We start from the raw sequence: 25,070 nt of genomic DNA, 5'->3' as shown, positions 1-25,070 counted from the left end.
TGGCTAAGCTCGCTGCACTATGAGCGAGCACCACGAGCCGCAGGCCGAACCGGTCGAGCGCACCGGCGAGGAAGTACGGAGCAACTGGGTCCAGCGCCGCCGGGACAAGATCTACAACGAGATCTCGGCCAACCGGCGCGGCGAGTACACCGTGCCGACCTGGGTGCTGGCCGCGATCCTCGGCCTGTTCGTCGCAGGCTGGATCGCGCTGGTCGTCCTCAAGTGAGCCCGGGAGCGCCGCCTGCCGCCCCGCGTCTCGCTTGATCCCGGGCTGCGCCGCAGACCACCCCGCGCGCTTCACTGAAACGCGCAGCTCAGCCGCCTCCGGTGGTTAAGAAGGTGCCCTTCCTCTACGCATAGCGATAAGAAGGTGCCCTTCCTTTCATGTGGTGAGGGTGGCGGCGTGGCGGCCGGCGGCGGCGCAGGCCAGGAAGTAGGCGTGGTCGCCGTCGAGGTCGCGGCCCATGGTGGAGAGCTTCACAGGGGACGCCCGGAGGGCCTCGTCGAGGCCGGCGGTGGCGACCTTGACGATGCGGTGGCGGCTCGCGAGGGGTTCCAGCGCGTGGGCGATGGCGGCGGCCAGCGGTTCGGGGAGTTCCGCCGGGACCACCAGGTCCGCGGGGGCCAGGGCGACCCGGCCGAACGCGGTCAGGCTGTGGTGCGACACGCCGCGGTGGCGGGGGCGCGGATCGGCGTCGGAGATGCGCAGCGCGCCGACGGGCCGTCCGCCGAGCGCGGCCGTGGCGTTGACCGCCTCACCAGCCGCGACGCCGGAGAATCCCCAGGTGGTGCCCGTGCCGAGGTTGCCGGGGCCCTGGCTGAGGATGGTGATGTCGGCATGCAGCACGTGCCGGGCGGCGAGCAGCCCGGTGTGCACGTTGACGGCCTCCAGGTCGCCGCCCCAGGCCTGCCCGACCGAGACGGTGCCGGCCAGCCGGTCGCGCAGCGCGTCGAGGGTGCGGGAGAAGCCCGCGGCCAGCGCCCCGCCGTCGGTGAGCAGGTATGCCACCCGGGCCGCCGGCGCTTCGGCGTGGATGCCGGCCAGGATCGCGGGCAGCGCCGAGTGGAGGTCGGCCACGACCACCGGCATGCCGCCGATGTCCTGTGCCGCGGCCAGCACGTCGCGGTGCGGTGAGGCCTCCTCGTCGGCGGCCAGCCGGATCGTCTGCAGCGGGCTGTAGCGCGCCTTCACGATGTGGCCCGGCACCGGAGTGTCCTCGGGCAGCCGCCGGGGCAGCGCGACGACCATGGCGTAGCCGCCGGTGCCCAGGCCCAGCGCGAGCGCGTTGGTGTTCAGCAGCACCTCGTCGCCGACCTCGGGCTGTCCGACCAGGTCGGGGTAGGCCAGCGCGCGTACCGACGCGGGGTCGTCGGGGGTGCGGGCGACCAGCACGACGGTGAGTTCCTGCGCGCCGTGCCAACTGCGGCCGAGCCGCTCCACCGTGCCTGTCCGCCACCGAATCACGCCCCAGACCCTATCGGCCCGCCCGCCGGCACCCGGTCATACCGCCCCCGCCTCGCGGCGCCGTGCCGGATCTCCATGATCGCCCGACTTGCCTGGCACATGGGCGAATGGGCGGTCAAGATACGCACGATTGCCTGGCGAGTCGGGTGATCTTGGACTGGGTGGGGACGCTGGGGCCGGATCGGTGACGGGGTGTGTGGGGTGGGGGACGGGGGGTGAGCAGGTGTCGGACAATCGGTGCGCGGGTGGGGGAACAGGCGCTTGCCGGTTACCGTTTCGAGCGCTCGCGCTGCTAGCGTGGCGGTCGTGTCGCGCAGTCGAACCGAACGCCTGGTCAACCTTGTGATCTGTCTGCTGTCCACGCGGCGCTTCCTGACCGCCGCGCAGATCGCCGCCACCGTGCCCGGATACGAGCACAACGCCGACGACGCCCGTGAGCACGAGGCGTTCCAGCGCAAGTTCGAGCGGGACAAGGCCGAGCTGCGCGCGCTCGGCGTGCCCCTGGAGACCGGCACCGCCAGCGTCTTCGACACCGAGCCCGGTTACCGCATCGCCCGGCGCGACTACGCGCTGCCGGCGATCCCGCTCGGGCCCGACGAGGCCGCCGCGGTCGGCGTCGCGGCCCGGCTGTGGCGTCACGCGGGGCTGGCCGCCGCTGCGACCTCGGGCCTGGCGAAGCTGCGGGCCGGCGGCGTGGACGTGGACCCGCACGCGACCTTGGGCGTCGAGCCGGTGCTCGCCGTCGACGCCGCGTTCGAGCCGCTCACCGGCGCGGCCCGGGCCCGTCGCGAGGTGACCTTCCCGTACCGGGTGCCCGAGGACGACGCGCCCACCACCCGGCACCTGCAGCCGTGGGGTGTGGTCTGCTGGCGCGGCCGCTGGTACGTGGTCGGCCACGACACCGTCCGGGACGCGCCGCGCTGCTTCCGGCTGTCGCGCATCGTCGGCCCGGTGCGCCAGATCGGCGAGGAGCGCGCCTTCGAGCCGCCGGCCGACCTCGATCTCATCAGCTACGTGGCCCGCTGGTCCGGACCGGTCGAGCGGAACCGCACCACGCGCGTGCTGGTGCGCCCCGGTCGCGCCGCGGGGGTGCGCCGCTGGGCGGCCAACTGCACCCCGACCCCCGAGGGCGACGTGCTGGAGCTGCGCTACGCCGACGCGGACGGCTTCGCCGCCTGGCTGGTCGGATACGGCGCGGACGTGACGGTGCTGGAGCCGGCCGAGGTGCGCGAGGCGACCATCGCCCGGCTGCGCGAGATCGCCGGTGTGACCGCCCCGGCGGAGCTGGCGGAGGTGGCCTGATGACCGGGCGTTCCATGAGCGACCGCGCCCGACCGGTGCCGAGGGGTGAAGGCATGAGCGAGCGGGTCAGCGGGCTCGGTGGTGCCGCCGGCGAGCGCAGCGAGGAGAAGGCATGAGCAGCGCCAAGACGTCCGCCGACCGGCTCGCCCGGCTGCTGAACCTGGTGCCGTACCTGCTGGCCCGGCCGGGCATCGAGCTGGTCGAGGCCGCCGCCGACCTGGGCGTGTCCGAGCGGCAGCTGCGCGAGGACCTCGAGCTGCTGTGGGTGTGCGGTCTGCCGGGTTACGGTCCGGGCGACCTGATCGACATGTCGTTCGACGGGGACCGGGTCACCATCACCTACGACGCGGGCATCGACCGGCCGCTGCGGCTCACGCCCGACGAGGCGACCGCCCTGGTGGTGGCGCTGCGCATGCTGGCCGAGACGCCGGGCGTGGCGGACCGCGACGCGATCCACCGCGCTCTGACGAAGATTGAACAGGCCGCGGGCGAGATCGACGCGCCGGTTGCGGTGCGGCTGCCCGGCAACGACGACCGCCTGGCCGACCTGCGCTCGGCGCTGGAGCGCGGCAACGCGCTGCGGTTGAGCTACTACTCGGCGGCGCGTGACGTGTCCAGCGAGCGCATCGTGGACCCGATGCGGCTGCTGTCGGTGTCCGGGCGTTCGTACCTGGAGGCCTGGTGCCGTTCGGCGGGCGCGGTGCGCATGTTCCGGGTGGACCGCATCGATGCGCTGACCGAGCTCGACGAGCCGGCCGCGCCGCCGGCCGAGGCGCAGTCCGGTGACGTCGCGGAGGGCGTGTTCCAGCCCGATCCGGATTCGCCGACGGTCACCCTGCGGGTGGGCCGGGGTGGGCGCTGGATCACCGAGTACTACCCGTGCGAGTCGGTGGTCGAGGTGACGCCGGAGGAGTGGCTGGTCTCGCTGCGCGTCAACGACATGGACTGGGCACGTCGGCTCGTGCTCGGGCTGGGCCCGCAGGTGGCCGTGGTGGCCCCGGCGGAGCTGGCCGAGGCGGTGCGCGACAGCGCGGTGCAGGCGCTCGCGGCGTACGCGTAGGTCGATCGCGGCACGGCGGTCCGCGCCGCGCGGCGCACACGTTAGGCTGCTGGCGTGGTGGCGTGGATCGTGGTGGCAGTGGTGTTGCTGAGCCTGGTGTTCCTGGGGCTGGTGCTGCGCGTGCTGCTGTGGCGCCTGGCGGGGCTCAAGGAGGCGGCAGCCGAGCTGCAGCTCGTGGCGGCTCGGGCGCAGGAGCTGGCCAAGGTGGCCGAAGGGCTGCAGGTGCACGGCGACTCGCTGAAGGTCCGGGCCGAGCTGGCCCAGGAGCGGATCAACCTGATCAAGGAGAGCAAGGACTCTCTCAAGATCAAACGGGGTTGATTCCGGTTCACCGGGCGGTCGATCGCTGGTCACAACCGTTGCTGCAGGAATCTGCAGCACCTCCCACATCGCGTTGACGCTGCTTCCGGTGATGGTCGACACTTCACCTGCGGGCACACCCCGCCGGGCCGCGTACCATTAGTCCGGAACAAGTTGGTTAAACCCCCTCATCTTTCTGACTGGAGCAATCATGGGCGCCCTTAAGCCGTGGCACCTCATCCTCGTGGTGGTGGTGCTGGTGATCCTCTTCGGCTCGAAGAAGCTGCCGGACGCGGCCCGTTCGCTCGGTCGCTCGATGCGCATCTTCAAGGCCGAGACCAAGGCGCTGTCCGAGGACGGCAAGGACGCCAAGGACGCGACCGCCGAGAAGGCCGACGCCCAGGTGACGGCGCAGCAGCCGCTCGACGGCCAGCCGTCCGCCAAGCCGGTCGTGGACCCGGTCCAGCGCCAGCAGTCCTGAACCCCCTCCCCGGGCTGAAGACGTGAAGAACCCCCTGGCACGTCGCGAGCCGTCCCAGCGCGAGCGCGCTGCGGACGGCTCGATGACACTCATCGAGCACATCCGGGAGCTGCGCAGCCGGCTGTTCAAGGCCTCGCTGGGCATCATCGCGGGTCTGATGGTCGGCCTGTACTTCGCGGAGCCGATCCAGAACTTCATCAACGCGCCCTACTGCGATTTCAAGGGCGATGCGATCTGCCAGTTCAACTCGACGTCGCCGGTCGACCCGTTCCTGCTGCAGCTGAAGATCGGTCTGTATGCGGGTCTGATCATCGCGTCGCCGATCTGGCTCTACCAGCTGTGGGCCTTCATCGCCCCCGGCCTGCACAAGCACGAGAAGCGCTACAGCTACCTGTTCACGGCGATCGCCGTGCCGCTGTTCGCGATGGGCGCGTTCCTGGCCTTCTTCGTCGTGACGAAGAGCCTCGTGTTCTTCCTCGAGATGTCCGACACCTACGAGATCAACGTCGACCTGACCGGGTATTTCGACTTCGTCACCGGCGTCATGATGCTCTTCGGGTTCGGGTTCGAGTTCCCGCTCGTCCTGCTGATGCTCAACGTGGCGGGTGTGCTCACCGGCAAGCGGATGCTCGGCTGGTGGCGGGTGGCCGTCTTCCTGATGTTCCTGTTCGCCGCGATCGTCACGCCCACGCCGGACCCGTTCGGCATGAGCGCGCTCGCGCTGGCCATGGCGGTGCTGTACTTCATCGTCGTCGGTGTGTCGATGCTGAACGACAAGCGCCGCAACCGGGGCAAGTCGATCTACGAGGGCCTCGAGGACGACGAGACGTCTTCACTCGACGGCTACGACACCGATAGCATCACGCCCGGCGAGCGCGTCGAAGCGGTCGCGCCGGTCGCCTCCGCGGATCCGATCGAGCGACGCTACGACGACATGACCTGATCGCGGCGGCTCGTCCCGCGGCGAGGAGTGGCGGGAATGAGCGAGCTGAGCGAGCGAATCATGAGCTCGGTGCCTGCCTGTGACGAGCGCAGCGAGGAGCGGGCATGAGCGAGCTGAGCGACGAGATCGTGGTGCTGAGGAACCCCGGTGCCGGCAGAGGCCGGCACCGGGGTTCTCTGCCTGGAGTGCTGGAACGCCTCGGCGCGGCCGGGCGGCCGGTGCGCGTGCTGGACGCGCCCACCGCAGCCGAAGCCGAGCAGGCCTGCCGCGACGCCGTCGCCGCGGGCGCCGGAGCGCTGGTCGCGATGGGCGGCGACGGCACCGTGCACCTGGTCCAGCAGGCCGTGGCCGGCACCAGCGTGCCACTGGGCGTCATCCCCGCCGGCACCGGCAACGACTTCGCCACCAGCGCCGGGCTGCCCGCCGACCTGTACGCGGCCGCGGACGCCATCGCCGCCGCGCTGCGCGAGGGCCGCACCCGGGCGCTGGACCTGGCCCGCATCACCTGCCTCGACGGCACCGTGCGCTGGTACGGCGCGGTGCTCGCGGCCGGCTTCGACGCCATCGTCAACGAGCGCGGCAACCGCATGCGCTGGCCCCGCGGCCCGATCCGCTACGACCTCGCCGTGCTGCTGGAACTGGTCCGGCTGCGGCCCCGCCGCTACACGGTCACCGTCGACGGGCAGACCAGCGTGCTGGACGCCGTGCTGCTGGCCGTCGGCAACACCGCGGCGTACGGCGGCGGCATGCGCATCTGCCCCGACGCCGACGCCACCGACGGCCTGCTCGACATGGTCTGGGCCGAGCCGGTCTCCCGGGCCACCCTGATCCGCATCAAACCGCGCGTCTACCAGGGCACCCACATCACCCATCCGAAGGTGCGCTCGCTGCGCGCCCGCGAGATCACGCTCGCCGCCGAGGGCATCGTCTGCTACGCCGACGGCGAGCGCATCGGCCCGCTGCCGGTGACCGTCACCGCCGTCCCGCAGGCGGTCCACCTCCTGTCCTGACCAGGCACGGCAGCGGCGGCGCGATGGGAAGGGCACCTTCCCATCGCATAGCGATGGGAAGGTGCCCTTCCTTCGGGTTCAGGCGGGGAGTACGGCGTCGTACGCCACCGGCAGGTGGATCGGGCCGCGCAGTACGGGGCTCGGGCGGTACGGCGGCGGGTCGGCCACCAGACGTGGGTTCTGCAGGCGCTTGGCCAGCTGGGTCAGCGCGAGCTGGGCCTCGAGCCGGGCCAGCGGGGCGCCGAAGCAGTAGTGCACGCCGTTGCCGAAGGCCAGGTGCACGTTGTCGGCACGGTCCGGGTCGAACCGGTCGGCGTGCGGGATGCACTCGCCGTCGCGATTGCCCGACGCCAGCACCAGCACCACCGGGTGCCCCTTCCTGATCGTCGCACCGGCGATCTCGATGTCGGCGACCGCGATGCGGTTGGGCACGAAGTGCACCGACGGCTCGTACCGCAGCAGTTCCTCGACCATGCGGATGCTGAAGTCGGGCTCGGTGCGCAGCCGCTCCAGCACCTCCGGATGGCGCTGCAGGGTGAGCCAGCCGTTGGCGATCAGGTTCACGGTCGTCTCGTGGCCCGCGATGAGCAGCAGGACCAGCGTCGCGAACAGGTCGCCGCCCTCCAGCTGCCCGTCCGGGCCGTCGTCGGTGACGTATCCCGACAGCATGTCGTCGCCGGGGTCCGCCCGCCGTCGCTGCGCCAGCTCGAACATGTACGCGCCCAGCTGCTGGAACGCCTCCTTGGCCTGCTGCTTGGCCTCGGGCGTCGGCTGGCCCGCCGAGTTCACGATCGGGTCGACCCAGGCGCTGAAGCGCGGCTCGTCCTCCTCCGGCACACCTAGCAGCTCGCAGATCACCGCCACCGGGAACGGGTACGCCATGTCGTCGACGAGGTCGCACTCGCCCTTGCCGGCGAGGCCGTCGATCAGCCGCGTGACGATCGCCTCCAGCGCGGGCGTCAGCTTGTCGATGCGGTCCGGGCGGTGCGGCGGGCCGAACTGGCGCATCGCGATACGGCGCAGCGTGTCGTGGCGCGGCGCGTCGGTGCGGATGAAGCTGGGCGGCAGCGCGCCCCCGCCCTCGGAAAGCGGCCCGGCCTTGTGGGCGAACTCCGGCAGCAGGTTGGCCGCGTCGGAGCTGATCCGCGGGTCGTGGAACAGCGCGTAGATCTCCCGGAAGGTGCTCACCACGAAGGTGCCGTCGGGCTCCTGCCATACCGGCTGGGTGCGCAGCTTGTCGTAGAGCGGCCACGGGTTGGCCCGGTTGTTGAAGTCGACGATCTCGTCGAACACGCTGGGTTCTGTCATGACGGTTCCTCGCTTCGATCGTGACCGCCATGCGGTACGGGGACTGCCTGCCTCATGGCGGCCCTTCAGCGCCGCCGGGACGGGCGGACCAGGGTGGCCCGGCGCTCGCTGGGGTCGTGCCCGGTGACCACGACGGTCGCCTCGCGCCCTGGGTACGTTCGATCCGGGAACTCCGCGGGCACCGGCACCCGGTCGGCCGGCGGGTTGGTCATGTCGTACGGCAGCGGGAACGGTGCCGCCTGCTCGATGAGCTGCTGGTAGAAGTCCAGCCACTTGCCCTGGTTCCAGCTGACCGCGCCGACGACCCGGCCCTTGTAGCCGTACGCGGCGACGAACTGCCGGCTCTCCACGGACCCCTGCGTGATCGCGATCTGGTCGGCGATCGGCGGCACGCCCACCGACTTGATGTTGTGGCCGAACTGCAGCGACCAGAACGCGGGCATCTCCAGGTGCGGCCAGCGGTCGGTCTCGCTGCTGATCATGTTGTGCGCGGCGACCTCGGCCTGGGTGACCGCGTTGCCCCAGTGCTCCATCGCCAGGAACTGGTAGCCGAACATCGGCTGCGGCTGGCGGGCCACGTCCCCGGCGACGAAGACGTCGTCGGTGACCAGACCCGCGGCGGTGAACGCGCGGCAGCCCGCGTCGCAGGCCAGACCCCACACGCCCACGGCGAGCCCGGCGCTCTCCAGCCACTCCACGTTGCGGACGCCACCGAGGGCGACCACGGCCACGTCCACCTCGATCGTGGTGCCATCGGACAGCACCGCCCGGCGCAGCTTGCCGTCCTCGCCCTGCAGCGAGTTCACCTTGGTATGGGTACGCAGGTCCACGCCGTGCTCGCGCATGATGCCCGCCGAGATCCGGCCCATCACCCCGCCCAGCGCCCCCACCAGCGGCGCCGGCCCGGCCTCGGCCACGGTGACCGGGATGCCCAGCTCGACGCAGACCGAGGCCATCTCGGAGCCGGTGAACCCGGAGCCGACGACCAGCACCCGCCGCGGGTGCGCCAGCAGCCGCTCGCGCAGCCCGGCGGCGTCGCCGCGGGTGCGGATGGTGAACACGCCGTCCAGCGCGGCCTCCTCCGGCACGGGCCACGGCCGGGCGCGAACCCCCGTGGCGACGAGCAGCCGGTCGAACTCGACCTCCTGGCCGTCGGCCAGCACGACGCGCTTGTGGTCCAGGTCCACGCTGGTGGCGGCGACCCCGAGCCGCCAGTCGGCGTCGATGTCGCGCCGCCGGGGCAGCGTGGTGTCGGCCGAGGCGACGAAGCCGGTCTGCACCTGCTTGGACAGCGGCGGCCGGTCGTAGGGCTCCTCCGGCTCGTCGCCGATCACCGTCAGCGTGCCGGTGAACCCCTCGGCGCGCAGCTGCTCGGCGGCCTTCAGCCCGGCCAGTGACGCCCCGACGATCACGATGCGCCCGTCACGGCGCAGCCGGTCGCCCTTGGCCGCCACGACCGTCGCCGCGGGCGGCGGCTGCGGCAGGTCGGCCATGTCGACCTGGAGCGCCTGCACCGGGCAGGCGGCCGCGGCTCGCAGCACCTTCACCCGCTGGTCGTCCGACGGCGCCGGGTCGAACATGAGGGCCTCGTCGCCGACCATCCGGAACGCCTCGGGAGCCAGGAACGCACACTGCGCGTACCCCTGACACTTCGTCAGATCCACCACCACACGCATGGCCTCATTCTTCGCGCCCCCCACCCCGAATCAGCCCGAATCAGGCAATCTCGCCAACACGAAGATCCACCCCCGGCGCAACTCTTGAAGACTTGCCGCCTCCGAGGTGCCCCGAGGCCACAACTCTTCGAGAGTTGCGGGGAGCGGGCCCCGCGGGGGCGGGGCAGGGAGAGGTCAGGTGCGGGGGAGGGCCAGGGAGACGGCGCGGTGCAGGCCGTTGGGGCGGCCGGGGGAGGCGGCGGGGACGACCAGGGCGGCGCAGCCGGCGTTGACCGCGCCGGCGTCGGCGGGGGTGTCGCCGATCATGAGGACACGCTCGGGGTCGACCGACAGCATGCCGCAGGCCCGCAGGAAGATCTTGGGATCGGGCTTGGTGCAGCCCACCTCGTACGACAGCACGAGCGCGTCGAACAGCGCGGTCAGCCCCCAGGCGTCCAGCAGCGGGCGCAGGTCGAAGCCGATGTTGCTGACCACCGCGGTGCGCACCCCGGCGGCCCGCAGGGTCGTCAGCGTGCCCATCACGTCCGGGTAGGGCGTCCAGCCGACCGGTGTCAGTACGCGCGCGTAGAGGGCGTCGGACAGCCCGGGGACGTCGTTGGGCACGGTCGCGGCCAGCCCGGTGTACACGTGGCGGTGGGCGTGCTCGTACAGGTCGCGGTCGGCCCACGCCTCGGCCAGTTGCGGGGGCACCCGCACCGGGGGCGCCACGCCCGGCAGCGCACCTGCCGTGGCCAGCCGGTCGGCCAGCACCGTGGCCTTGCCACGGTCCAGCGTGACGCCGCAGTCGGCGGCCGCCGCGCTGACCCAGGCCACCGGGTCCACGGTCGTGGCCAGGGTGCCGTGGAAATCGAAGAACACGGCGTCGAGGGCACGGTGACCGTCGATCCGTGCCGGGTGGGCGTACGGCGGCGGCGGGGACTCGGGCACGTCAGCAGGATACCGACCTGCGCCGACTGGCCTCTTTCGCCTAGCCTTTGCGGTATGACGAGCCCCGCCGAGCGGCGACCCGGCACCGGGTCGGACGCCGGAACAGCCCGACCAGCGACCCCTGCCGAAGGCCGTAAGACCCCCGCCGCCTCTCCACTGGTCGACGAGTTCGCCGCCGGGCTCAGCTTCGCCCTCGACCCGTTCCAGCGGACCGCGTGCGCGGCGCTGGAACGCGGCAGCGGCGTGCTGGTGTGCGCGCCGACCGGCGCGGGCAAGACGGTCGTCGGCGAGTTCGCCGTGCACCTGGCGCTGCAGCAGGGTCGCAAGTGTTTCTACACGACGCCGATCAAGGCACTGTCCAACCAGAAGTTCCACGACCTGGTGCGGCGTTACGGCGCGGACAAGGTCGGTCTGCTGACCGGGGACAACTCCATCAACGGCGACGCGCCGGTGGTCGTGATGACCACCGAGGTGCTGCGCAACATGCTCTACGTCGGCTCGTCCGCGCTGGCCGGACTGTCCTACGTGGTCATGGACGAGGTGCACTACCTGGCCGACCGGTTCCGGGGCGCGGTGTGGGAGGAGGTCATCATCCACCTGCCCGCCTCGGTCACGCTGGTGTCGCTGTCGGCGACCGTGTCCAATGCCGAGGAGTTCGCCGACTGGCTGGTCACCGTACGCGGCCGCACCGAGGTCGTGGTGAGCGAGCACCGGCCGGTGCCGCTGTGGCAGCACATGCTGGTCGGCAAGCGCATGTACGACCTGTTCCACGACTCCGAGGCGGCCCGCGCCCACGAGGTGCACCCTGAGCTGCTGCGGCAGACCCGGGAGCTGGCCCGCCGGATGGACGCGGTCGACGTGCGCCGCGGTCGCGGCGGTCGCGGTCGGCGCGGGCCGGGCCCGAACCGGCCCGAGATCGTCGACAAGCTCGACGGCGAAGGGCTGCTGCCGGCGATCCTGTTCGTGTTCAGCCGCGCGGGCTGCGATGCCGCCGTGCAGCAGTGCCTGCAGTCGGGACTGCGGCTGACCTCGCCCGAGGAGCGCACCGAGATCCGCGAGGTGGTCGAGCGGCGCATCGCCAACATCCCCGGCGAGGACCTGGCCGCACTGGGCTACTGGGACTGGCTGGACGGGCTGGAGCGGGGCCTGGCCGCCCACCACGCGGGCATGCTGCCGGCGTTCAAGGAGGTCGTCGAGGAGCTGTTCGTCCGCGGCCTGGTCAAGGCCGTGTTCGCCACGGAGACCCTGGCGCTGGGCATCAACATGCCGGCCCGCTGCGTGGTGCTGGAGCGGCTGGTCAAGTACAACGGCGAGGCCCACGTCGACCTGACGCCGGGGGAGTACACGCAGCTCACCGGGCGGGCCGGGCGGCGCGGCATCGACGTCGAGGGCCACGCGGTCGTCGTCTGGGGGCCGGAGGTGGATCCGCGCCACGTGGCCGGTCTGGCCTCCACCCGGACGTATCCGCTGCGCTCGAGCTTCCGGCCGTCGTACAACATGGCGGTCAACCTGGTCGGCTCGGTCGGTGCGGCACGCGCCCACGACCTGCTGGAGTCGTCGTTCGCGCAGTTCCAGGCGGACCGCTCGGTGGTCGGCCTGGCCCGCCAGGTGCAGCGCAACAACGAGGTGCTGGCGGTGTACGACACCGAGCTGGCCTGCGAGCACGGCGACTTCGCCGAGTACTTCGCGCTGCGGGTGGCCATCGCCGACCGGGAGAAGCAGCTGACCCGCAACAGCCAGCAGGAGCGTCGCGCGGCGGCGGTCGAGTCGCTGGAGCAGCTCAAGGTCGGCGACGTGATCAAGATCCCGTCCGGCAAGCACTCGGGGCTGGCCATCGTGCTCGACCCGGGCGTGGGCGGGTTCGGCGAGCCGCGCCCGGTGGTGCTGACCGAGGACCGCTGGGCCGGGCGCATCTCGGCGGGCGAGTTCGCCGGCACGGTCGAGGTGGTGGGCCGGGTGCGGGTGCCGCGCCACTTCAACCACCGTGCCCCGGCCGAGCGGCGGGACCTGGCCTCGTCGCTGCGCAACCTGGACGTCGCCCGGGGCGCCGGGCGGCGCCGCCGCGGCGGCAACGGCAGCCACGAGGACCGGGAGCTGCTGGCGCTGCGCAAGGCGATGCGGGCGCACCCGTGCCACGCCTGCCCGGAGCGCGAGGACCACGCCCGCTGGGCGGAGCGGCGGCAGCGGCTGTTCCGGGACACCGAGAACCTGCGCGACAAGGTGAGCAACCGCACCGGGTCGCTGGCACGCGTCTTCGACCGCATCTGCGAGCTGCTCACCGAGCGCGGCTACCTGGCCGCCGACGGCGAGGTGACCGCCCCGGGCCGGATGCTGGCGCGCATCTGGACCGAGGCCGACCTGCTGGTGGCCGAGTGCCTGCGCACCGGCGTGTGGGAGGGCCTGGAACCGCACGAGCTGGCCGCGGCCGTATCCGTGGTGCTCTACGAGGCCCGCCGGGATGTGGACGAGCAGGCGTCGGTGCCGCGCGGCCCGGTCGCCGCGGCGGTCGACGCGACCGTGCGCACCTTCTACCAGCTGGGCGTGGACGAGCGGCGGCTAGGCCTGACGCAGACCAAGGAGCCCGATCTCGGCTTCGTGTGGCCGATGTACCGCTGGGCCAAGGGGGAGCCGCTGGCCAAGGTGCTCGCCAGTGGGCACAGCCTGGACGGCGACATGCCGGCCGGGGACTTCGTCCGATGGGCGAGACAGGTCATCGATCTTCTCGGACAGATTGCCGACGCCACCGGCGCGCCATCGTCGCTGCGTGAGACCGCGCGGACGGCGATGGACGCGGTCAATAGAGGCGTACTTGCGTATACTGCGGTTGTCTGACCGAGTTGCCAGCGCAAACACTCTTCCGGGATCATGCACGAAGGCGAATGTCGCTCACTGTATGACAAGCCGAAGGGGTCGACCGCCGTGGCCGACGTGCATCACTTCACCCATGGACTCGTCACGCCCGGTGTGGCGTACGCACTGTCCATCCTCGGCTCGTCGCTGGGCCTGATCTGTACCGCCCGTATGCGTACCGCTACCACCGGCAAGCAGCGGTTCTGGTGGATCGTGCTGGCCGCGTGGGCGCTCGGCGGCACGGCGATCTGGGCCATGCACTTCATGGCCATGCTGGGCTTCAGCGTGACCGGGGCGCAGATCCGCTACGACACCCCGCGCACGGCGCTGAGCGCGCTGGTCGCGATCGTCGTGGTCGGCCTGGGCCTGCGGATCGTCGGGTTCGGCAAGCCGAACGTCGGCCGCATCGTCCTCGGTGGCATCTTCACCGGCGTCGGCGTGGCGGGCATGCACTACCTGGGCATGTTCGCGATGCGGCTGAACGGCGAGGTGGCGTACGACGCGGCCCTGGTCGCCGCCTCGGTGATCATCGCCGTGGTGGCCGCGACGGTGGCGCTGTGGTTCACCGTCGTGCTGAGCCGGCCGCTGGCCATCGCCGGCGCGGCCCTGCTGATGGGCGTCGCGGTGTGCGGCATGCACTACACCGGCATGGCCGCGATGTCGGTGAAGCTGACCACGCCGACGCTGGGCGGCGGGATCGGCGGCACGTCCGCGGCGAACCTGCTGGTGCCGATCGGCGTGCTGGTGCTGCTGGTGATCGGTGGCCTGGTCTTCGCGATCGGCGCGGCCCCCACCAAGGAGGACATGGCCGCCCGCGAGTACCTCGACCGGGTGCAGGCCGCCCGTGAAGAGGCCGCGATCGGGCAGCAGCGCGGCACCGTGCGCCGTCCCACCGCGTTCACTCCGCGCGGCAAGTGACCGACCGCTCCTCCTGCTGATCTCGACACTCGCCCGTGCCGCCCCGCGGCACGGGCGAGCTGCGCCCGGACCGCGTACGCGGTGGGTGTCCGGGCCTTGTGGCAGGCTGTCAGCATGACCGCACCCCTGCTCGCCATCGACGCGCCGAGCCTGTACTTCCGCGCCTTCCACGGCGTGCCCGCCAAAGCGGCGATGGCCCCGGACGGCACCCCGGTCAACGCGGTGCGCGGCTTTCTCGACATGGTCACCACGCTGGTGAAGGGCCGCCGGCCGGACCGGCTGGTGTGCGCGCTGGACTACGACTGGCGGCCTGCCTGGCGGGTGGCGCTGATCGGCACGTACAAGACGCACCGGGTGGCGCCCGCGGGCGGCGAGGAGGTGCCCGACGAGCTGGTGCCGCAGGTCGACCTGCTGCTGGAGGTGCTCGACGCGTTCGGCATCGTGGCCTACGGGGTGGACGGCAACGAGGCCGACGACGTGCTCGGCACGCTCGCCGCGACCCAGACCGCGCCGGTCGAGGTGGTCTCCGGCGACCGTGACCTGTTCCAGCTGGTCGACGATACGCGTGGGGTGCGGCTGCTCTATGTCGGGCGCGGCGTGGCCAAGCTCGAGGACTGCGACGAGGCCGCGGTGCTGGCCAAGTACGGCGTCCCGGCGGGCGGCTACGCCGACTTCGCGGCGCTGCGCGGCGACCCGAGCGACGGCCTGCCCGGCGTGGCGGGCGTGGGCGAGAAGACCGCGGCCCGGCTGATCGAGCGCTACGGCACCCTGGACGCCATCGTCGCGGCGGTGGCCGACCCGGCCGCCGACTTCGCGCCGGGGCTGCGCACCAAGCTGGAGGCGGCCGCCGACTACCTGGCCGTCGCGCCGAAGGTGGTGCGGGTGGCCACCGACCTGAAGCTGCCCGAGCACGACCTGACCCTGCCCGCGGTGCCGCGCGACCCGGATCGGCTGCTGGCGCTCGCCGAGCAGTGGAACCTGGCGAGCCCGTGCCGCCGACTGGTCGACGCCCTGGCGGCCAACGCCGGTTGAATCGTGCTGCGCGAGTTGGCATGAGCTCCGCTTCACCGGGCATACGCTGGGGATGCGGAGGACGACAGTGACTGACATCGACGGCGACAGGCGGCAGGAGTCGGGGGAGGATCCCGATGAGCGGTGGAATCGCAACTACTCGGAGCTGCTGCAGGAGCTGCGGGTGGCGCAGACCGGCGTGCAGATCCTGTTCGCGTTCCTGCTGACGCTGCCGTTCTCGGTGGGCTTCGAGAAGATCAACGGCACCGAGCGGGTGCTGTACGTGGTCACGTTCATCTGCAGTGCGCTCGCCGCGTCCCTGCTCATCGCGCCGGTCAGCTACCACCGGCTGTCGTTCCGGGAGGGGCGCAAACCGCAGATCGTGCGGACCGCGCACGTGCTGGCGCAGTTCGGCCTGTTCTTCGAGATGACCGCGATCGTGCTGGCCATCTACCTGGTGGTGGACGTGGTCGCGGGGGTGCGCTGGGCGGGCTTCCTGGGCGGCGGCATGGCCCTGATCTACATCCTGCTCTGGTACGTGCTGCCGCTGGCCACCAAACCGTCGCGGCCGGGCGACTGAGCCCGGACATACGGGAAGCCCGGCTTATCTCAATTGAGATCGGTCGGGCTTCACTTCTCACGTTAGACCGGCATATCCGGCATGTCAACCCTTGGCCCGATTATTTGTCGGCCCCTGCGCGGAGGTGCGCCACCACCACCGGGCACCCGGCGTGGTGGATCAGCGCCTGGCTGACCGAGCCCAGCAGCAGGCCCGTGAACCCGCCCAGGCCACGGCAGCCGACGACGACCTGCAACGCCCCCATGGACTGCTCCGTCAGCGCGGCCGCCGCGGAGGACTCCATGGTGATCCGTTCCAGGTCCACGTGCGGATAGCGGTCGTGCCAGCCCGCCACGGCCGTGTCGAGCACAGATTCCTCCTGGGCGCGCAGCGTGTCGATGTCGTACACGAACGGCATGCCCGCCGCGCCGGTGGTGATCGGTCCCAGCCACGCGTGCACGGCGGTGACGCCGCAGCCGCGCCGCTGCGCCTCGTCGAAGGCGAACGCCAGCGCGGCGCCCGACTGCGGCGAGCCGTCGACGCCGACCACGATCCGGCCCACCGCGCCCACGCCGGCCTGCTCCGGGGCGGTCGGCGGGCGCACCACCGCGACCGCGCAACGGGCGTGCATCGACACCTGCAGGCTCGTCGAGCCCAGCATCAGGTCGTGGAATCCGCCGTGCCCGCGGCTGCCGACGACCACCATGGCCGCGGACTCCGACTCCTTGATCAAGCCGTGTGCCGGGTCGTCGCGCAGCACCTCGGAGGTGAGCGTGATGTCCGGCCGCATCGCCCGGACCTCGGTCATCGCGTGCTCGGTGATCCCGTGGCCGGCCGAGGACAGCGCCGCCTCCGCGACGCCGTCGCCGAGCCGGGGCCCGGGATCCTCGCTCACGTAAACGATCTTCAGGGGCAGTTCGCGCAGCGCTGCCTCGTCGGCCGCCCAGCGCAGTGCCGTCGTGGCGGCCGGTGAGCCGTCCACGCCCACCACCACCGGCCCGGTCAGCCCGATGCTCATGGCCCGCCTCCCTGCGCAGCTCAGCTCAACTCCACTATGTCCTTTCCCGCCCCCGCCTGAGCGGAAACGGCCCCTGCCCGCCGCTCCGCCGGTGCAGGTTGCTCCGTCAAGATCGCCGTTTCACGCCAAAACCTCGGTCTGACCAGACCTTTCGACCTGAAACGCCGATCTTGACCGCGAACGGCAGGGGCGGCCGAGCAGAACCGGCCGGGCGGAACCACCTAACGACCGTTAAGCTGGCTCCATGCCCAGCGTTACCCGCCTGCTTCCCACCCCTGAAGCACACGACCTGCTCGAACTCACCCGCGAGATCGCGGACAAGGAGCTCGCGCCGCACGCCGACGACTTCGAGGCGCGCGGGGAGTTCCCCCGCGAGCTGATCCGCACGCTGGGCCGCTCCGGCCTGCTCGGCCTGCCCTACTCCGCCGAGTACGGCGGCGCGGAGCAGCCGTACGAGGTCTACCTGCAGGTGCTGGAGATCCTGGCCAGCCGCTGGGTCGCCATCGCCGAGACGGTCAGCGTGCACACCCTCGCCTGCTACCCGCTGGCCCATCACGGCACCGCGGAGCAGCGCGAGCGCTGGCTGCCCGACCTGATCGGCGGTGAACTGCTCGGCGCGTACTGCCTGTCCGAGCCCGCCGGCGGGTCCGACGCGGCGAACCTGACCACCAGGGCCGTACGCGACGGCGACGCCTACCGGGTGAGCGGCACCAAGGCGTGGATCACCCACGCGGGCGTGGCCGACTTCTACAACGTCTTCTGCCGCACCGGCGGTCCCGGCCCGAAGGGCATCTCCTGCCTGCTGGCCCCGGCGGACACGCCCGGCCTGCACCCGCAGGCGCGGGAGAAGACCATGGGCCTGCGCTCGTCGCCGGTCGCCCAGCTTGCGTTCGACGACGCGGTGGTGCCCGCCGAGCGGCTCATCGGCGGCGAGGGCGAGGGCTTCCGGATCGCGATGGGCGCGCTGGACTCGGGCCGCCTCGGCATCGCCGCCTGTGCCATCGGCCTGGCCCAGGGCGCGCTCGACTACGCGGTCGGCTACGCCCGGGAGCGGGTGCAGTTCGGCAAGCCGATCATCGACCTGCAGGGCCTGGGCTTCATGCTGGCCGACGCGGCGACGCAGATCTCCGCGGCGCGGGCGCTGATGCTGCACGCGGCCCGGCTGCGCGACGCGGGCCTGCCGTATTCGATCGAGGCGGCCAAGACCAAGCTGTTCGCCACGGACATGGCCATGCAGGTCGCCACCGACGCGGTGCAGGTGCTCGGCGGGGCCGGCTACGTGGCCGACCACCCGGTCGAGCGGTACTTCCGCGAGGCCAAGGTGCTGCAGATCGTCGAGGGCACCAACCAGATCCAGCGCATGGTGATCGCCCGGTCCCTCGCCAAGGACTGACCTCCTTTCCCGCCGACGCCGGTCCGGGTCGTGGCACGCGCCACGATCCGGACCGGCGTTTCCTGTTGTGCCCGGCCGCACCTGGTGATGTAATTCCTATAAAGCCGCTAGGAAAAGCAGGTGATCTGAATGATCGTCGCCACCGGGGTTCGGGCCGACCATCTGAGCACGGCCCGCCGCCTGGCCGACAACCCCGCCGACTGGGAGGTCGCGCCGCGGTTCGACCCGGCGCAGCGCTGGTATCACCGGCTGCTCGCCGGATCCGGCGTCGAGGCGTGGCTGCTGACCTGGCTGCCCGGCCAGGAGACCGACCTGCACGACCACGGCGGCAGCGCGGGCGCGTTCGTGGTGGTCTCCGGCGCGCTGACCGAGCGGACCGTGACCGTGGCGCGCGACGGCACGGCCGCGCTCACCGGCCGCGTGCTGACCGCGGGGGCGGCCCGCCAGTTCGGCGAGCACCACGTGCACCAGATCGTCAACGCCGGCCCCGTGCCGGCCGTCAGTGTGCACGTGTACGGGCCGGAGCTGACGACCATGACCCGCTACCGGCTCCAGCGTGGACGGTTGCTGGTGGCGGCCGTCGACCGGGCGGGAGCACAGTGGTGAGCGTGCAAGCCGACCTCACCGCGCCCGCAGGCTCGCGCGGCATCGACGAGATCCTCGCCGCGGCGCGCTCGCGGCTGACCCGCCTCGACGCGCCGACGGCTGCAGCCGCCCAGCGGGACGGTGCCCTGTTGGTGGACATCCGGCCCGTCGCGCAGCGTGCCGCACACGGCGGCATCCCCGGTGCGCTGATCGTCGAACGCAACGTCCTCGAATGGCGCTTCGATCCGCGCAGCGACGCCCGGCTGCCGGTCGCCGACCGGTACGACCTGCCGGTCGTGGTGTTCTGCCAGGAGGGCTACACGTCCTCGCTGGCCGCGGCGGCACTGCAGGACCTCGGCCTGCACCGGGCCACCGACCTCGCGGGCGGCTTCGCCGCCTGGCAGGTCGCGGGCCTGCCCACCACCCCCTGACCAAGGTCGCCCACCCGGCGCGACCCTTGACGACTTGCGGCCACCGGGCCGGGATGACCCCGCGACTCGCGAAGAGTTGCGGCAGGAGAGTCCGGCCCGGGTCCGGGATGGCCGGTTCGGCTGAGGGGGGTCTGGTCACTCGGGGGAACCCGTTGGGCACCTGTGCTGATCTTGCGAGAGCGCTGCTGCCGTGGCAGGCTGCCGGGAGCCCCGTCGCCGAGGAGGAGGGCACGACATGGCCGTCGACCCCCAGACGCTGGTCGAGGAGTGGGACGCCTGGCGTGCCGCCCGCGAGCAGGAGCTGCGCGAACCCCACGGCTGGCTGAGCCTCACCGCGCTGCACTGGCTGCCCGCCGAGGGGGTCACGCTGCCCGGCGTGCCGGGGCGCTGGAGCGTGCACGACGACGGCGCGCTGCTGCTGGCCGAGGCCGCCGACGGGCTCAGCCATGCGGGTGAACCCGTCGAGGGTGAGCTGGTGCTCAGCCCGGTCGAGGGCGGCGCCGGCATCACACTCGACCACGGCGACCGGCTCATCGAGATCATCCAACGCGGCGGGGCGTACGCCCTGCGCGTGCGCGACCCCCGGGCGCCCACCCGGACCGGCTTCACCGGCGTGCCGACGTTCGCGCTCGACGCACGCTGGGCGCTGGACGCGGTCTTCGAGGCTTATGAGACGCCCCGCCCGGTCACCGTCGGCGCGGTGATCGCGGGGCTCACCCACGACCAGATCGCCCGCGGCGTGCTGCGCTTCGAGGTCGACGGGGTGGCGCAGGCGCTGACCGCCATGGACGCCGGTGACGGCAGCCTGTCCGTGCTGTTCCGCGACGCGACCAGCGGCGTGTCGACGCACGGCGGGGCGCGCTCGCTGTCGGTGGCCGAGCCGGGCGTGGACGGCGCGGTGGTCGTCGACTTCAACCGCGCCGTCAACATGCCCTGCGCGTTCACCGAATACGGCACCTGCCCGCTGCCGCCGCCGGAGAACCTGCTGGCGATCGCGGTGGAGGCGGGGGAGCGTACGCCCCGCTGAGCCTCACCAGTGCTGGCCGCCGTGCCCGGAGGCCAGCGCGTCGGCGTGCGCGCGGCTCTTCTTGAGCTTGCGCGGGATCCGTTCCTTCTTGTGCTTGCCGTTCTGGTGTGAGCTGAGCCCGGCCAGTGCCGTGTAACTGTCCTCGTTCGCCTGGGTGCGGCGGCGCCGGTACGCCACCACGGCGCCCACACCTGCGGCCGCCGCGGACACCAGCCCGGCGGTGATCCAGCTGATCTTGCTCGTTGCCATCGCCCTCTCCTTCGTGCCGCCCGCGGAACGTGGACGGGCCGCCGAGCCGCGAGCGTGGCGGCGCACCGGGCGAACCATGTTCCGCTGCTCGACCATAGCCCGATGGGCGCGGATATGAGGTGATTTGCGCATTCGGCTGCTCGCGACGCCGCGCTCGTGGCCGCAGACGACTCCGCCCCGGCTGCCAGGGCAGCCGGGGCGGAGTGCCGCGAGGGACGCGGATCAGGCGGGTTGGATCGCGAGCACGTCGACGACGAAGCGCAGCGGGCCGGGCAGCCGGGCGTCCGGGCCGTCGCCGTACGCCAGGTCGGACGGGATGTCGAGCTGCACGCGGCTGCCGACCTTCACCCCGACGAGGCCCTGGTCCCAGCCCTTGATGACCTGGCCGGCGCCGATCGGCACGGGGTAGGCCTGCTTGTTGTCCCAGGACGCGTCGAACTGCTCGCCGGTGGCGTACTTGACGCCCACGTAGTTCACCAGGATGGTCTCGCCCGACTTCACCGCAGGGCCCTTGCCCTCGATGAGCATGGTGACCTTCAGCTCCTTCGGCGTGCCCGCACCCTTGGTGACCACCGGCTTGGTGCCCAGCGCGGGGTCGGCGCCCGCGGGCAGCGGCGGGAACTTCGCGTCGGGCGCGGGGGCGTTCGGGTCGGCGGCGTTGGGGTCCGCCGCCGGGCTCGCACCGGCGCTGGCCGAGGCGTCGGGCTGCGAGGCCGTCGAGTTGTCGCCGCCGCCGTCCTTGAACACCACGAAGGCGAAACCGATCAGCAGGATCGTGCCGAAGAACGTGCCGAGCAGGCCGTACAGGATCTTCCTGCGCTTGGCCGCCCGCGCCGCGGCGACCCGGGCCTCCCGCCGCTCCGCCTTGCTCGCCCGCCGGGCGCTGTCGGCCCGGTCCTTCACCTGTCCGCTCACGAGTCCTCGAATCTCCGCCGACCGTCATGTCTGTGTGTGGCACCTGCCACGGCTGGGCACACGCTACCGGTTCGCACGCCGGTCCGCGCGTGTCACTGCCCGGCGATCCGGTGCGGCTCGTAGGGCTTCTCCAGCGCGGCCACCTCGGCCGCGCTCAGCGTGAGGTCCAATGCGGCCACCGCGTCCTCCAGGTGCTGCGGTTTCGTCGCGCCGACGATCGGTGCGACCACGCCCGGCCGGCTCGCCACCCAGGCCAGCGCGATCTGGGCCCGGGGCACGCCGCGCTCGCGGGCGATCCGGCCGACCTCGGCGACCACCGCGGCGTCGGCCGCCTCGGTCGGGGCGTAGAGGCCCTCGCCGAAGGCGTCGTCCTTGGTGCGGGCGGTGACGGCGTCGGGCTCGCGGGTCAGCCGGCCGCGGGCCAGCGGGCTCCACGGGATCACCCCGATGCCCTCGTCGAGGCAGAGCGGCAGCATCTCCCGCTCCTCCTCGCGGTAGATCAGGTTGTAGTGGTTCTGCATGGTGGCGAACCGGGTCCAGCCGTGCGCGTCGGCGGTGTGCAGCGCCTTGGCGAACTGCCAGGCGTACATCGAGGACGCGCCGAGGTAGCGCGCCTTGCCCGCCTTGACCACGTCGTGCAGCGCCTCCAGGGTCTCCTCCAGCGGCGTCGCCGGGTCGAACCGGTGGATCTGGTACAGGTCGACGTAGTCGGTGCCGAGCCGGCGCAGGCTGTGGTCGATCTCCGTCATGATCGCCTTGCGGGACAGGCCGCGGCCGTTGGGTCCCTCGCGCATCGGACCCCACACCTTGGTCGCGATGACGACCTCGTCGCGGTCGGCGAAGTCGCGCAGCGCCCGGCCCAGGATCTCCTCACTGCTGCCCAGCGAGTACACGTTGGCGGTGTCGAAGAAGTTGACCCCGAGCTCCAGCGCGCGCTTGATGAACGGGCGGGACTCGTCCTCGGGCAGCGTCCAGGTGTGGCTGCCCAGGCCCGGCTCGCCGTAGCTCATGCAGCCCAGGCTCAGCCGGGACACGTCCAGGCCGGTGCGGCCCAGCTTCATGTACTCCATAACGCTTGATCCTTCACGCTCGGGCGGTGACCCGCGACAGGTCGGCGAAGAAATCCGGGTAGGTCTTCGCGACGCACCGGGGGTTGTCGATCTCGATGCCGGGCGAGCGCAGGCTGAGCAGGGACAGGCTCATCGCCATCCGGTGGTCGCCGTACGTGTCGAAGCGCGTCGGCGCGGGCCGCCCGGGCCGGATGGTGAAGCCGTCCTCGTGCTCGGTCGCGTCGATGCCGGCCCGGCGCAGCTCGGTGACGACCGCGGCCAGCCGGTCGGTCTCCTTCTCGCGGATGAAGCCGATACCGCGCACCCGGGTCGGACCGTCGGCGTGCACCGCCACCGCGGCCAGGGTCTGCGCCGTGTCGGAGATGTCGGCCATGTCGACGTCGACGCCGCGCAGGGTGCCGCCACCGGTCACCGTGATGCCGTCGGCGGACCGCGACACCTTCGCGCCCATGCGCTCCAGCACGTCGGCGAAGCGCACGTCGCCCTGCAGGCTGCCCGCGCCCAGCCCGGCCACGGTGATCCGCCCACCGGTGATCGCCGCCGCGGCCAGGAAGTACGAGGCGGCGCTCGCGTCGGGCTCGATCGCGTACTCCGTCGCGTGGTAGCGGCCCGGGGCGACACCCAGCCCGTCGGCGGGCACGCCGAACGCGGCCATCACCGCGGCGGTCATGGTCACGTACGGCACCGACACCAGCGGCGAGGTCAGCTCCACAGCCAGCCCGTCGCGCATCAGCGGACCGGCCATCAGCAGTCCGGACAGGAACTGGCTGGACAGGTGCCCCGGCAGCGCGACCCGGCCGCCGTGCACCGGGCCGGACACGGCCAGCGGCAGCCGGCCCGCCTCGGCGGGTTCCTCGACCCGCGCGCCCAGCGTGCGCAGCGCCTCGACCAGCGGGCCGAACGGGCGGGCGCGCAGCTGGGCGTCGCCGTCGAGCACGCCGCGCGCCGGGCGCAGTGCCAGCGCGGGCAGCAGGAAGCGGGAGGTGGTGCCGGACTGGTCGGCGTACACCGACACCGGCGCGGTCGCGGCGCGCGGGTCGGTGCCGCGCACCGTCACCGTGGCCGCGGCTTCGTCGGCCGTGACCTGCGCACCCAGTGCGGCGACCGAGCCCAGCATGGCCCGGGTGTCGTCGGCGAACAGTACGCCGGTCAGCGTGCTGGTCCCGTCGGCGAGCGCCGCGCACAGCAGCGCCCGGTTGGTGATGCTCTTGGAGCCAGGCAGCCGCACCGTGGTGTCCGGCGGCTGCTCCACCGGCGACAGTGCGATCACAGAAGGCAGCGAGATCTCAGACACGGCCGCCAGTATGCGCCGCCACCGACCTCACCAACCCCCCATGACCACGCTCTGAGATCACCCGCCGCATGATCGCGACGATCTTGCGCGAACTGTTGCCCTTTTGGGGCTTTCGAGTGTGTCATCCCCACGGTCCACGCAAGATCGCCGCCCCGTCAGGGGGTGGCGGAGCGCCAGGCTGTGGTGGGGAGGGGGTGGAGGCCGGGTGGGTAGGTGGAGCCTTCGGTGATGGTCCAGGCCAGGGAGGCGATCATCAGGGCTTCGGTGGTGTCGAAGACGTTGAGGCTGTCGCCGTCGCCGGCGACGAGGTTGGCGATGCGGCCGCCGGCGAACAGGAACAGCTCGCGGTCGCCGTAGCGGTGGGCGGTGAGGTGGGGGATGACGGGGCGGCCGGGGCCGAGTGCGTCGACCTCGATCTCGTCGTCGGTGTGGCCGGAGTTGAGCAGGATGCAGCCGTCTTTGGCCAGGCCGAGCAGCCGGGCGGGGACCGAACCGGGGCGGCCGGTCGCGGTGACGAGGACGTCGGCGTCGGCGATCAGTTCGTCGACCGTGCCGACGCGGTAGCCCTCGTAGGAGGCGACGGCCCGCCGGGACGGGTCGGGCTCGGCGATCAGGACGTGGGCGCCGCCGGCCCGTGCCGTCCGGGCCAGCCCGGCGCCCACCTCGCCGTAGCCGACCACCAGCACCGACTTGGCGTGCAGGGTCACGTTGGTGCGCGCGGTCAGGGTGGCCCAGGTGCTGGTGCCGACGGCGAACCGGTTGTGCAGGACCGTCTTGAGCGGCACCGCGTCCAGGTCGAACACCGGGTGCCGCACCTCGACGCGGAACAGCCGGTCGATGCCGGTGCGGGTGACCTCGACGCCGGCCGACAGCCCGGGGTATCCGGCCCGCGCGGCCGTGGTCATCACCGCCGCGCCCATCTCCAGCGCGTGCGTCGGCCCCCAGTCCACGCACGCCGCGGCCGCCTGCTCCTCGTCGGGGAACCGGGTGAACGCCGTCTCCACGCCTTCCGCGTGCAGCCAGCCGACCACGTCCCACTGCGTGGTGTGCGGGTTGGCGGGCACGACCGCCACCTGCGCGCCCGCTCGCGCGAACGCCTCGATCGCCAGCAGGATCTTCAGGTCCAGGTGGACGGTGCAGGCCAGCCGCACCCCGTGCATCGGCGGCAGCTGCGCCGCGGCACGCGCGGTGAGCACCATGTTGCGCCGGGCCCACGCGATGCGCTCGTCGAGCGGCACGGCCTGCCACGCGGTGGGTGCCTGCGACGACTGCCACACG

The 25,070-nt window shown here is 72.3% G+C and carries 25 protein-coding genes; 15 read left to right on the top strand and 10 right to left on the bottom strand.

Features of this window, described 5'->3' with window-relative positions; translation table 11 throughout:
- The first annotated feature begins 19 nt into the window (after positions 1–19).
- The gene (locus FLL47_RS37785; protein ID WP_144127472.1) at positions 20–226 is read left to right on the top strand and encodes a hypothetical protein; all 207 of its coding nucleotides are present in this window, start codon (positions 20–22) and stop codon (positions 224–226) included.
- A gap of 156 nt (positions 227–382) precedes the next feature.
- Here FLL47_RS37785 and FLL47_RS37780 read toward each other — a convergent pair whose 3' ends face one another.
- The gene (locus FLL47_RS37780; RefSeq protein WP_144127471.1) at positions 383–1,465 is read right to left on the bottom strand and encodes a DUF3866 family protein; all 1,083 of its coding nucleotides are present in this window, start codon (positions 1,463–1,465) and stop codon (positions 383–385) included.
- A 306-nt stretch (positions 1,466–1,771) separates the two neighbouring features.
- Between FLL47_RS37780 and FLL47_RS37775 the strand changes: the two genes are divergently transcribed.
- The 6 genes from FLL47_RS37775 to FLL47_RS37750 all read left to right on the top strand — a co-directional run bounded on the left by FLL47_RS37775 (position 1,772) and on the right by FLL47_RS37750 (position 6,561).
- Positions 1,772–2,767 (top strand): helix-turn-helix transcriptional regulator, encoded by a 996-nt coding sequence (locus tag FLL47_RS37775; protein WP_144127470.1) that lies wholly within the window; start codon positions 1,772–1,774, stop codon positions 2,765–2,767.
- Between the two features lie 112 nt (positions 2,768–2,879).
- Positions 2,880–3,827: a helix-turn-helix transcriptional regulator gene (locus FLL47_RS37770; RefSeq protein ID WP_144127469.1), complete on the top strand. Its 948-nt coding sequence runs from the start codon at positions 2,880–2,882 to the stop codon at positions 3,825–3,827.
- A gap of 54 nt (positions 3,828–3,881) precedes the next feature.
- Positions 3,882–4,148 (top strand): hypothetical protein, encoded by a 267-nt coding sequence (locus FLL47_RS37765; RefSeq protein WP_144127468.1) that lies wholly within the window; start codon positions 3,882–3,884, stop codon positions 4,146–4,148.
- 190 nt (positions 4,149–4,338) lie between these two features.
- Positions 4,339–4,608, top strand: coding sequence for a Sec-independent protein translocase subunit TatA (gene tatA, locus FLL47_RS37760; RefSeq protein WP_144127467.1), 270 nt, complete (start codon positions 4,339–4,341; stop codon positions 4,606–4,608).
- Positions 4,609–4,630: 22 nt separating this feature from the next.
- Positions 4,631–5,551 (top strand): twin-arginine translocase subunit TatC, encoded by a 921-nt coding sequence (gene tatC / locus FLL47_RS37755; protein WP_144127466.1) that lies wholly within the window; start codon positions 4,631–4,633, stop codon positions 5,549–5,551.
- A gap of 104 nt (positions 5,552–5,655) precedes the next feature.
- A complete protein-coding gene (locus FLL47_RS37750) occupies positions 5,656–6,561 on the top strand; it encodes a YegS/Rv2252/BmrU family lipid kinase (RefSeq protein WP_144127465.1) in 906 nt (301 codons plus the stop codon).
- Positions 6,562–6,639: 78 nt separating this feature from the next.
- Here FLL47_RS37750 and FLL47_RS37745 read toward each other — a convergent pair whose 3' ends face one another.
- The 3 genes from FLL47_RS37745 to FLL47_RS37735 all read right to left on the bottom strand — a co-directional run bounded on the left by FLL47_RS37745 (position 6,640) and on the right by FLL47_RS37735 (position 10,472).
- Positions 6,640–7,869 (bottom strand): cytochrome P450, encoded by a 1,230-nt coding sequence (locus FLL47_RS37745; RefSeq protein WP_144127464.1) that lies wholly within the window; start codon positions 7,867–7,869, stop codon positions 6,640–6,642.
- A 65-nt stretch (positions 7,870–7,934) separates the two neighbouring features.
- Entirely contained in the window at positions 7,935–9,545 is a 1,611-nt protein-coding gene (locus FLL47_RS37740; RefSeq protein WP_144127463.1) for an FAD-dependent oxidoreductase, read from the bottom strand.
- A gap of 174 nt (positions 9,546–9,719) precedes the next feature.
- Positions 9,720–10,472, bottom strand: a complete 753-nt coding sequence (locus FLL47_RS37735) for an HAD family hydrolase (RefSeq protein ID WP_144127462.1) — start codon at positions 10,470–10,472, stop codon at positions 9,720–9,722.
- A gap of 54 nt (positions 10,473–10,526) precedes the next feature.
- Between FLL47_RS37735 and FLL47_RS37730 the strand changes: the two genes are divergently transcribed.
- The 4 genes from FLL47_RS37730 (at position 10,527) to FLL47_RS37715 (ending at position 15,831) form a co-directional block, all read left to right on the top strand.
- Complete coding sequence (locus FLL47_RS37730) at positions 10,527–13,304, top strand: DEAD/DEAH box helicase (protein ID WP_144127461.1); 2,778 nt, start codon at positions 10,527–10,529, stop codon at positions 13,302–13,304.
- Between the two features lie 87 nt (positions 13,305–13,391).
- Positions 13,392–14,240: an MHYT domain-containing protein gene (locus FLL47_RS37725; RefSeq protein ID WP_144127460.1), complete on the top strand. Its 849-nt coding sequence runs from the start codon at positions 13,392–13,394 to the stop codon at positions 14,238–14,240.
- Positions 14,241–14,354: 114 nt separating this feature from the next.
- Positions 14,355–15,272, top strand: a complete 918-nt coding sequence (locus tag FLL47_RS37720; protein WP_144127459.1) for a 5'-3' exonuclease — start codon at positions 14,355–14,357, stop codon at positions 15,270–15,272.
- A 67-nt stretch (positions 15,273–15,339) separates the two neighbouring features.
- Positions 15,340–15,831, top strand: a complete 492-nt coding sequence (locus tag FLL47_RS37715) for a DUF6328 family protein (protein WP_246159193.1) — start codon at positions 15,340–15,342, stop codon at positions 15,829–15,831.
- A 100-nt stretch (positions 15,832–15,931) separates the two neighbouring features.
- Here the strand turns inward: FLL47_RS37715 and FLL47_RS37710 are convergent, their stop codons facing one another.
- Complete coding sequence (locus tag FLL47_RS37710) at positions 15,932–16,828, bottom strand: universal stress protein (RefSeq protein WP_144127457.1); 897 nt, start codon at positions 16,826–16,828, stop codon at positions 15,932–15,934.
- Positions 16,829–17,072: 244 nt separating this feature from the next.
- On the opposite strand from FLL47_RS37710, the gene FLL47_RS37705 reads away from it, so the two are divergent.
- The 4 genes from FLL47_RS37705 to FLL47_RS37690 all read left to right on the top strand — a co-directional run bounded on the left by FLL47_RS37705 (position 17,073) and on the right by FLL47_RS37690 (position 20,264).
- The gene (locus tag FLL47_RS37705; RefSeq protein ID WP_144127456.1) at positions 17,073–18,221 is read left to right on the top strand and encodes an acyl-CoA dehydrogenase family protein; all 1,149 of its coding nucleotides are present in this window, start codon (positions 17,073–17,075) and stop codon (positions 18,219–18,221) included.
- Between the two features lie 129 nt (positions 18,222–18,350).
- On the top strand, positions 18,351–18,827 hold the full coding sequence (locus tag FLL47_RS37700) for a cysteine dioxygenase (protein WP_144127455.1): 477 nt from the start codon (positions 18,351–18,353) through the stop codon (positions 18,825–18,827).
- A complete protein-coding gene (locus FLL47_RS37695) occupies positions 18,824–19,237 on the top strand; it encodes a rhodanese-like domain-containing protein (protein ID WP_144127454.1) in 414 nt (137 codons plus the stop codon). The genes FLL47_RS37700 and FLL47_RS37695 overlap by 4 nt, the downstream gene beginning before the upstream one ends.
- 235 nt (positions 19,238–19,472) lie before the next feature.
- On the top strand, positions 19,473–20,264 hold the full coding sequence (locus tag FLL47_RS37690) for a DUF1684 domain-containing protein (protein WP_144127453.1): 792 nt from the start codon (positions 19,473–19,475) through the stop codon (positions 20,262–20,264).
- Positions 20,265–20,267: 3 nt separating this feature from the next.
- Here FLL47_RS37690 and FLL47_RS37685 read toward each other — a convergent pair whose 3' ends face one another.
- From FLL47_RS37685 to FLL47_RS37665, 5 genes are all read right to left on the bottom strand, one after another.
- A complete protein-coding gene (locus tag FLL47_RS37685; RefSeq protein ID WP_144127452.1) occupies positions 20,268–20,513 on the bottom strand; it encodes a hypothetical protein in 246 nt (81 codons plus the stop codon).
- A gap of 222 nt (positions 20,514–20,735) precedes the next feature.
- Positions 20,736–21,428, bottom strand: a complete 693-nt coding sequence (locus tag FLL47_RS37680) for an FKBP-type peptidyl-prolyl cis-trans isomerase (protein ID WP_144127451.1) — start codon at positions 21,426–21,428, stop codon at positions 20,736–20,738.
- Positions 21,429–21,520: 92 nt separating this feature from the next.
- A complete protein-coding gene (locus FLL47_RS37675) occupies positions 21,521–22,498 on the bottom strand; it encodes an aldo/keto reductase (protein ID WP_144127450.1) in 978 nt (325 codons plus the stop codon).
- A gap of 13 nt (positions 22,499–22,511) precedes the next feature.
- On the bottom strand, positions 22,512–23,792 hold the full coding sequence (aroA, locus tag FLL47_RS37670; protein ID WP_246159192.1) for a 3-phosphoshikimate 1-carboxyvinyltransferase: 1,281 nt from the start codon (positions 23,790–23,792) through the stop codon (positions 22,512–22,514).
- A 155-nt stretch (positions 23,793–23,947) separates the two neighbouring features.
- Positions 23,948–25,069, bottom strand: coding sequence for an NAD(P)-dependent oxidoreductase (locus tag FLL47_RS37665; RefSeq protein WP_186316147.1), 1,122 nt, complete (start codon positions 25,067–25,069; stop codon positions 23,948–23,950).
- Position 25,070 lies beyond the last annotated feature (1 nt).

The sequence above is a fragment of the Catellatospora sichuanensis genome, from assembly GCF_007483665.1.
In the GTDB taxonomy this organism is placed as follows: Bacteria; Actinomycetota; Actinomycetes; order Mycobacteriales; family Micromonosporaceae; genus Catellatospora; species Catellatospora sichuanensis.
The sequence above is the reverse complement of the archived record's forward strand: the minus strand, read 5'-3'. Positions and strand labels throughout refer to the sequence as shown.

Excerpts from the sequence above, each read along its gene's own strand:
- FLL47_RS37745 (WP_144127464.1), bottom strand. The coding sequence starts at position 7,869 with ATGACAGAACCCAGCGTGTTCGACGAGATCGTCGACTTCAACAACCGG.
- FLL47_RS37690 (WP_144127453.1), top strand. The coding sequence starts at position 19,473 with ATGGCCGTCGACCCCCAGACGCTGGTCGAGGAGTGGGACGCCTGGCGT.
- FLL47_RS37750 (WP_144127465.1), top strand. The coding sequence starts at position 5,656 with ATGAGCGAGCTGAGCGACGAGATCGTGGTGCTGAGGAACCCCGGTGCC.
- FLL47_RS37770 (WP_144127469.1), top strand. The coding sequence starts at position 2,880 with ATGAGCAGCGCCAAGACGTCCGCCGACCGGCTCGCCCGGCTGCTGAAC.
- FLL47_RS37700 (WP_144127455.1), top strand. The coding sequence starts at position 18,351 with ATGATCGTCGCCACCGGGGTTCGGGCCGACCATCTGAGCACGGCCCGC.
- FLL47_RS37705 (WP_144127456.1), top strand. The coding sequence starts at position 17,073 with ATGCCCAGCGTTACCCGCCTGCTTCCCACCCCTGAAGCACACGACCTG.
- tatA (WP_144127467.1), top strand. The coding sequence starts at position 4,339 with ATGGGCGCCCTTAAGCCGTGGCACCTCATCCTCGTGGTGGTGGTGCTG.
- FLL47_RS37675 (WP_144127450.1), bottom strand. The coding sequence starts at position 22,498 with ATGGAGTACATGAAGCTGGGCCGCACCGGCCTGGACGTGTCCCGGCTG.
- FLL47_RS37710 (WP_144127457.1), bottom strand. The coding sequence starts at position 16,828 with ATGAGCATCGGGCTGACCGGGCCGGTGGTGGTGGGCGTGGACGGCTCA.
- FLL47_RS37685 (WP_144127452.1), bottom strand. The coding sequence starts at position 20,513 with ATGGCAACGAGCAAGATCAGCTGGATCACCGCCGGGCTGGTGTCCGCG.
- FLL47_RS37740 (WP_144127463.1), bottom strand. The coding sequence starts at position 9,545 with ATGCGTGTGGTGGTGGATCTGACGAAGTGTCAGGGGTACGCGCAGTGT.
- FLL47_RS37730 (WP_144127461.1), top strand. The coding sequence starts at position 10,527 with ATGACGAGCCCCGCCGAGCGGCGACCCGGCACCGGGTCGGACGCCGGA.
- FLL47_RS37785 (WP_144127472.1), top strand. The coding sequence starts at position 20 with ATGAGCGAGCACCACGAGCCGCAGGCCGAACCGGTCGAGCGCACCGGC.
- FLL47_RS37720 (WP_144127459.1), top strand. The coding sequence starts at position 14,355 with ATGACCGCACCCCTGCTCGCCATCGACGCGCCGAGCCTGTACTTCCGC.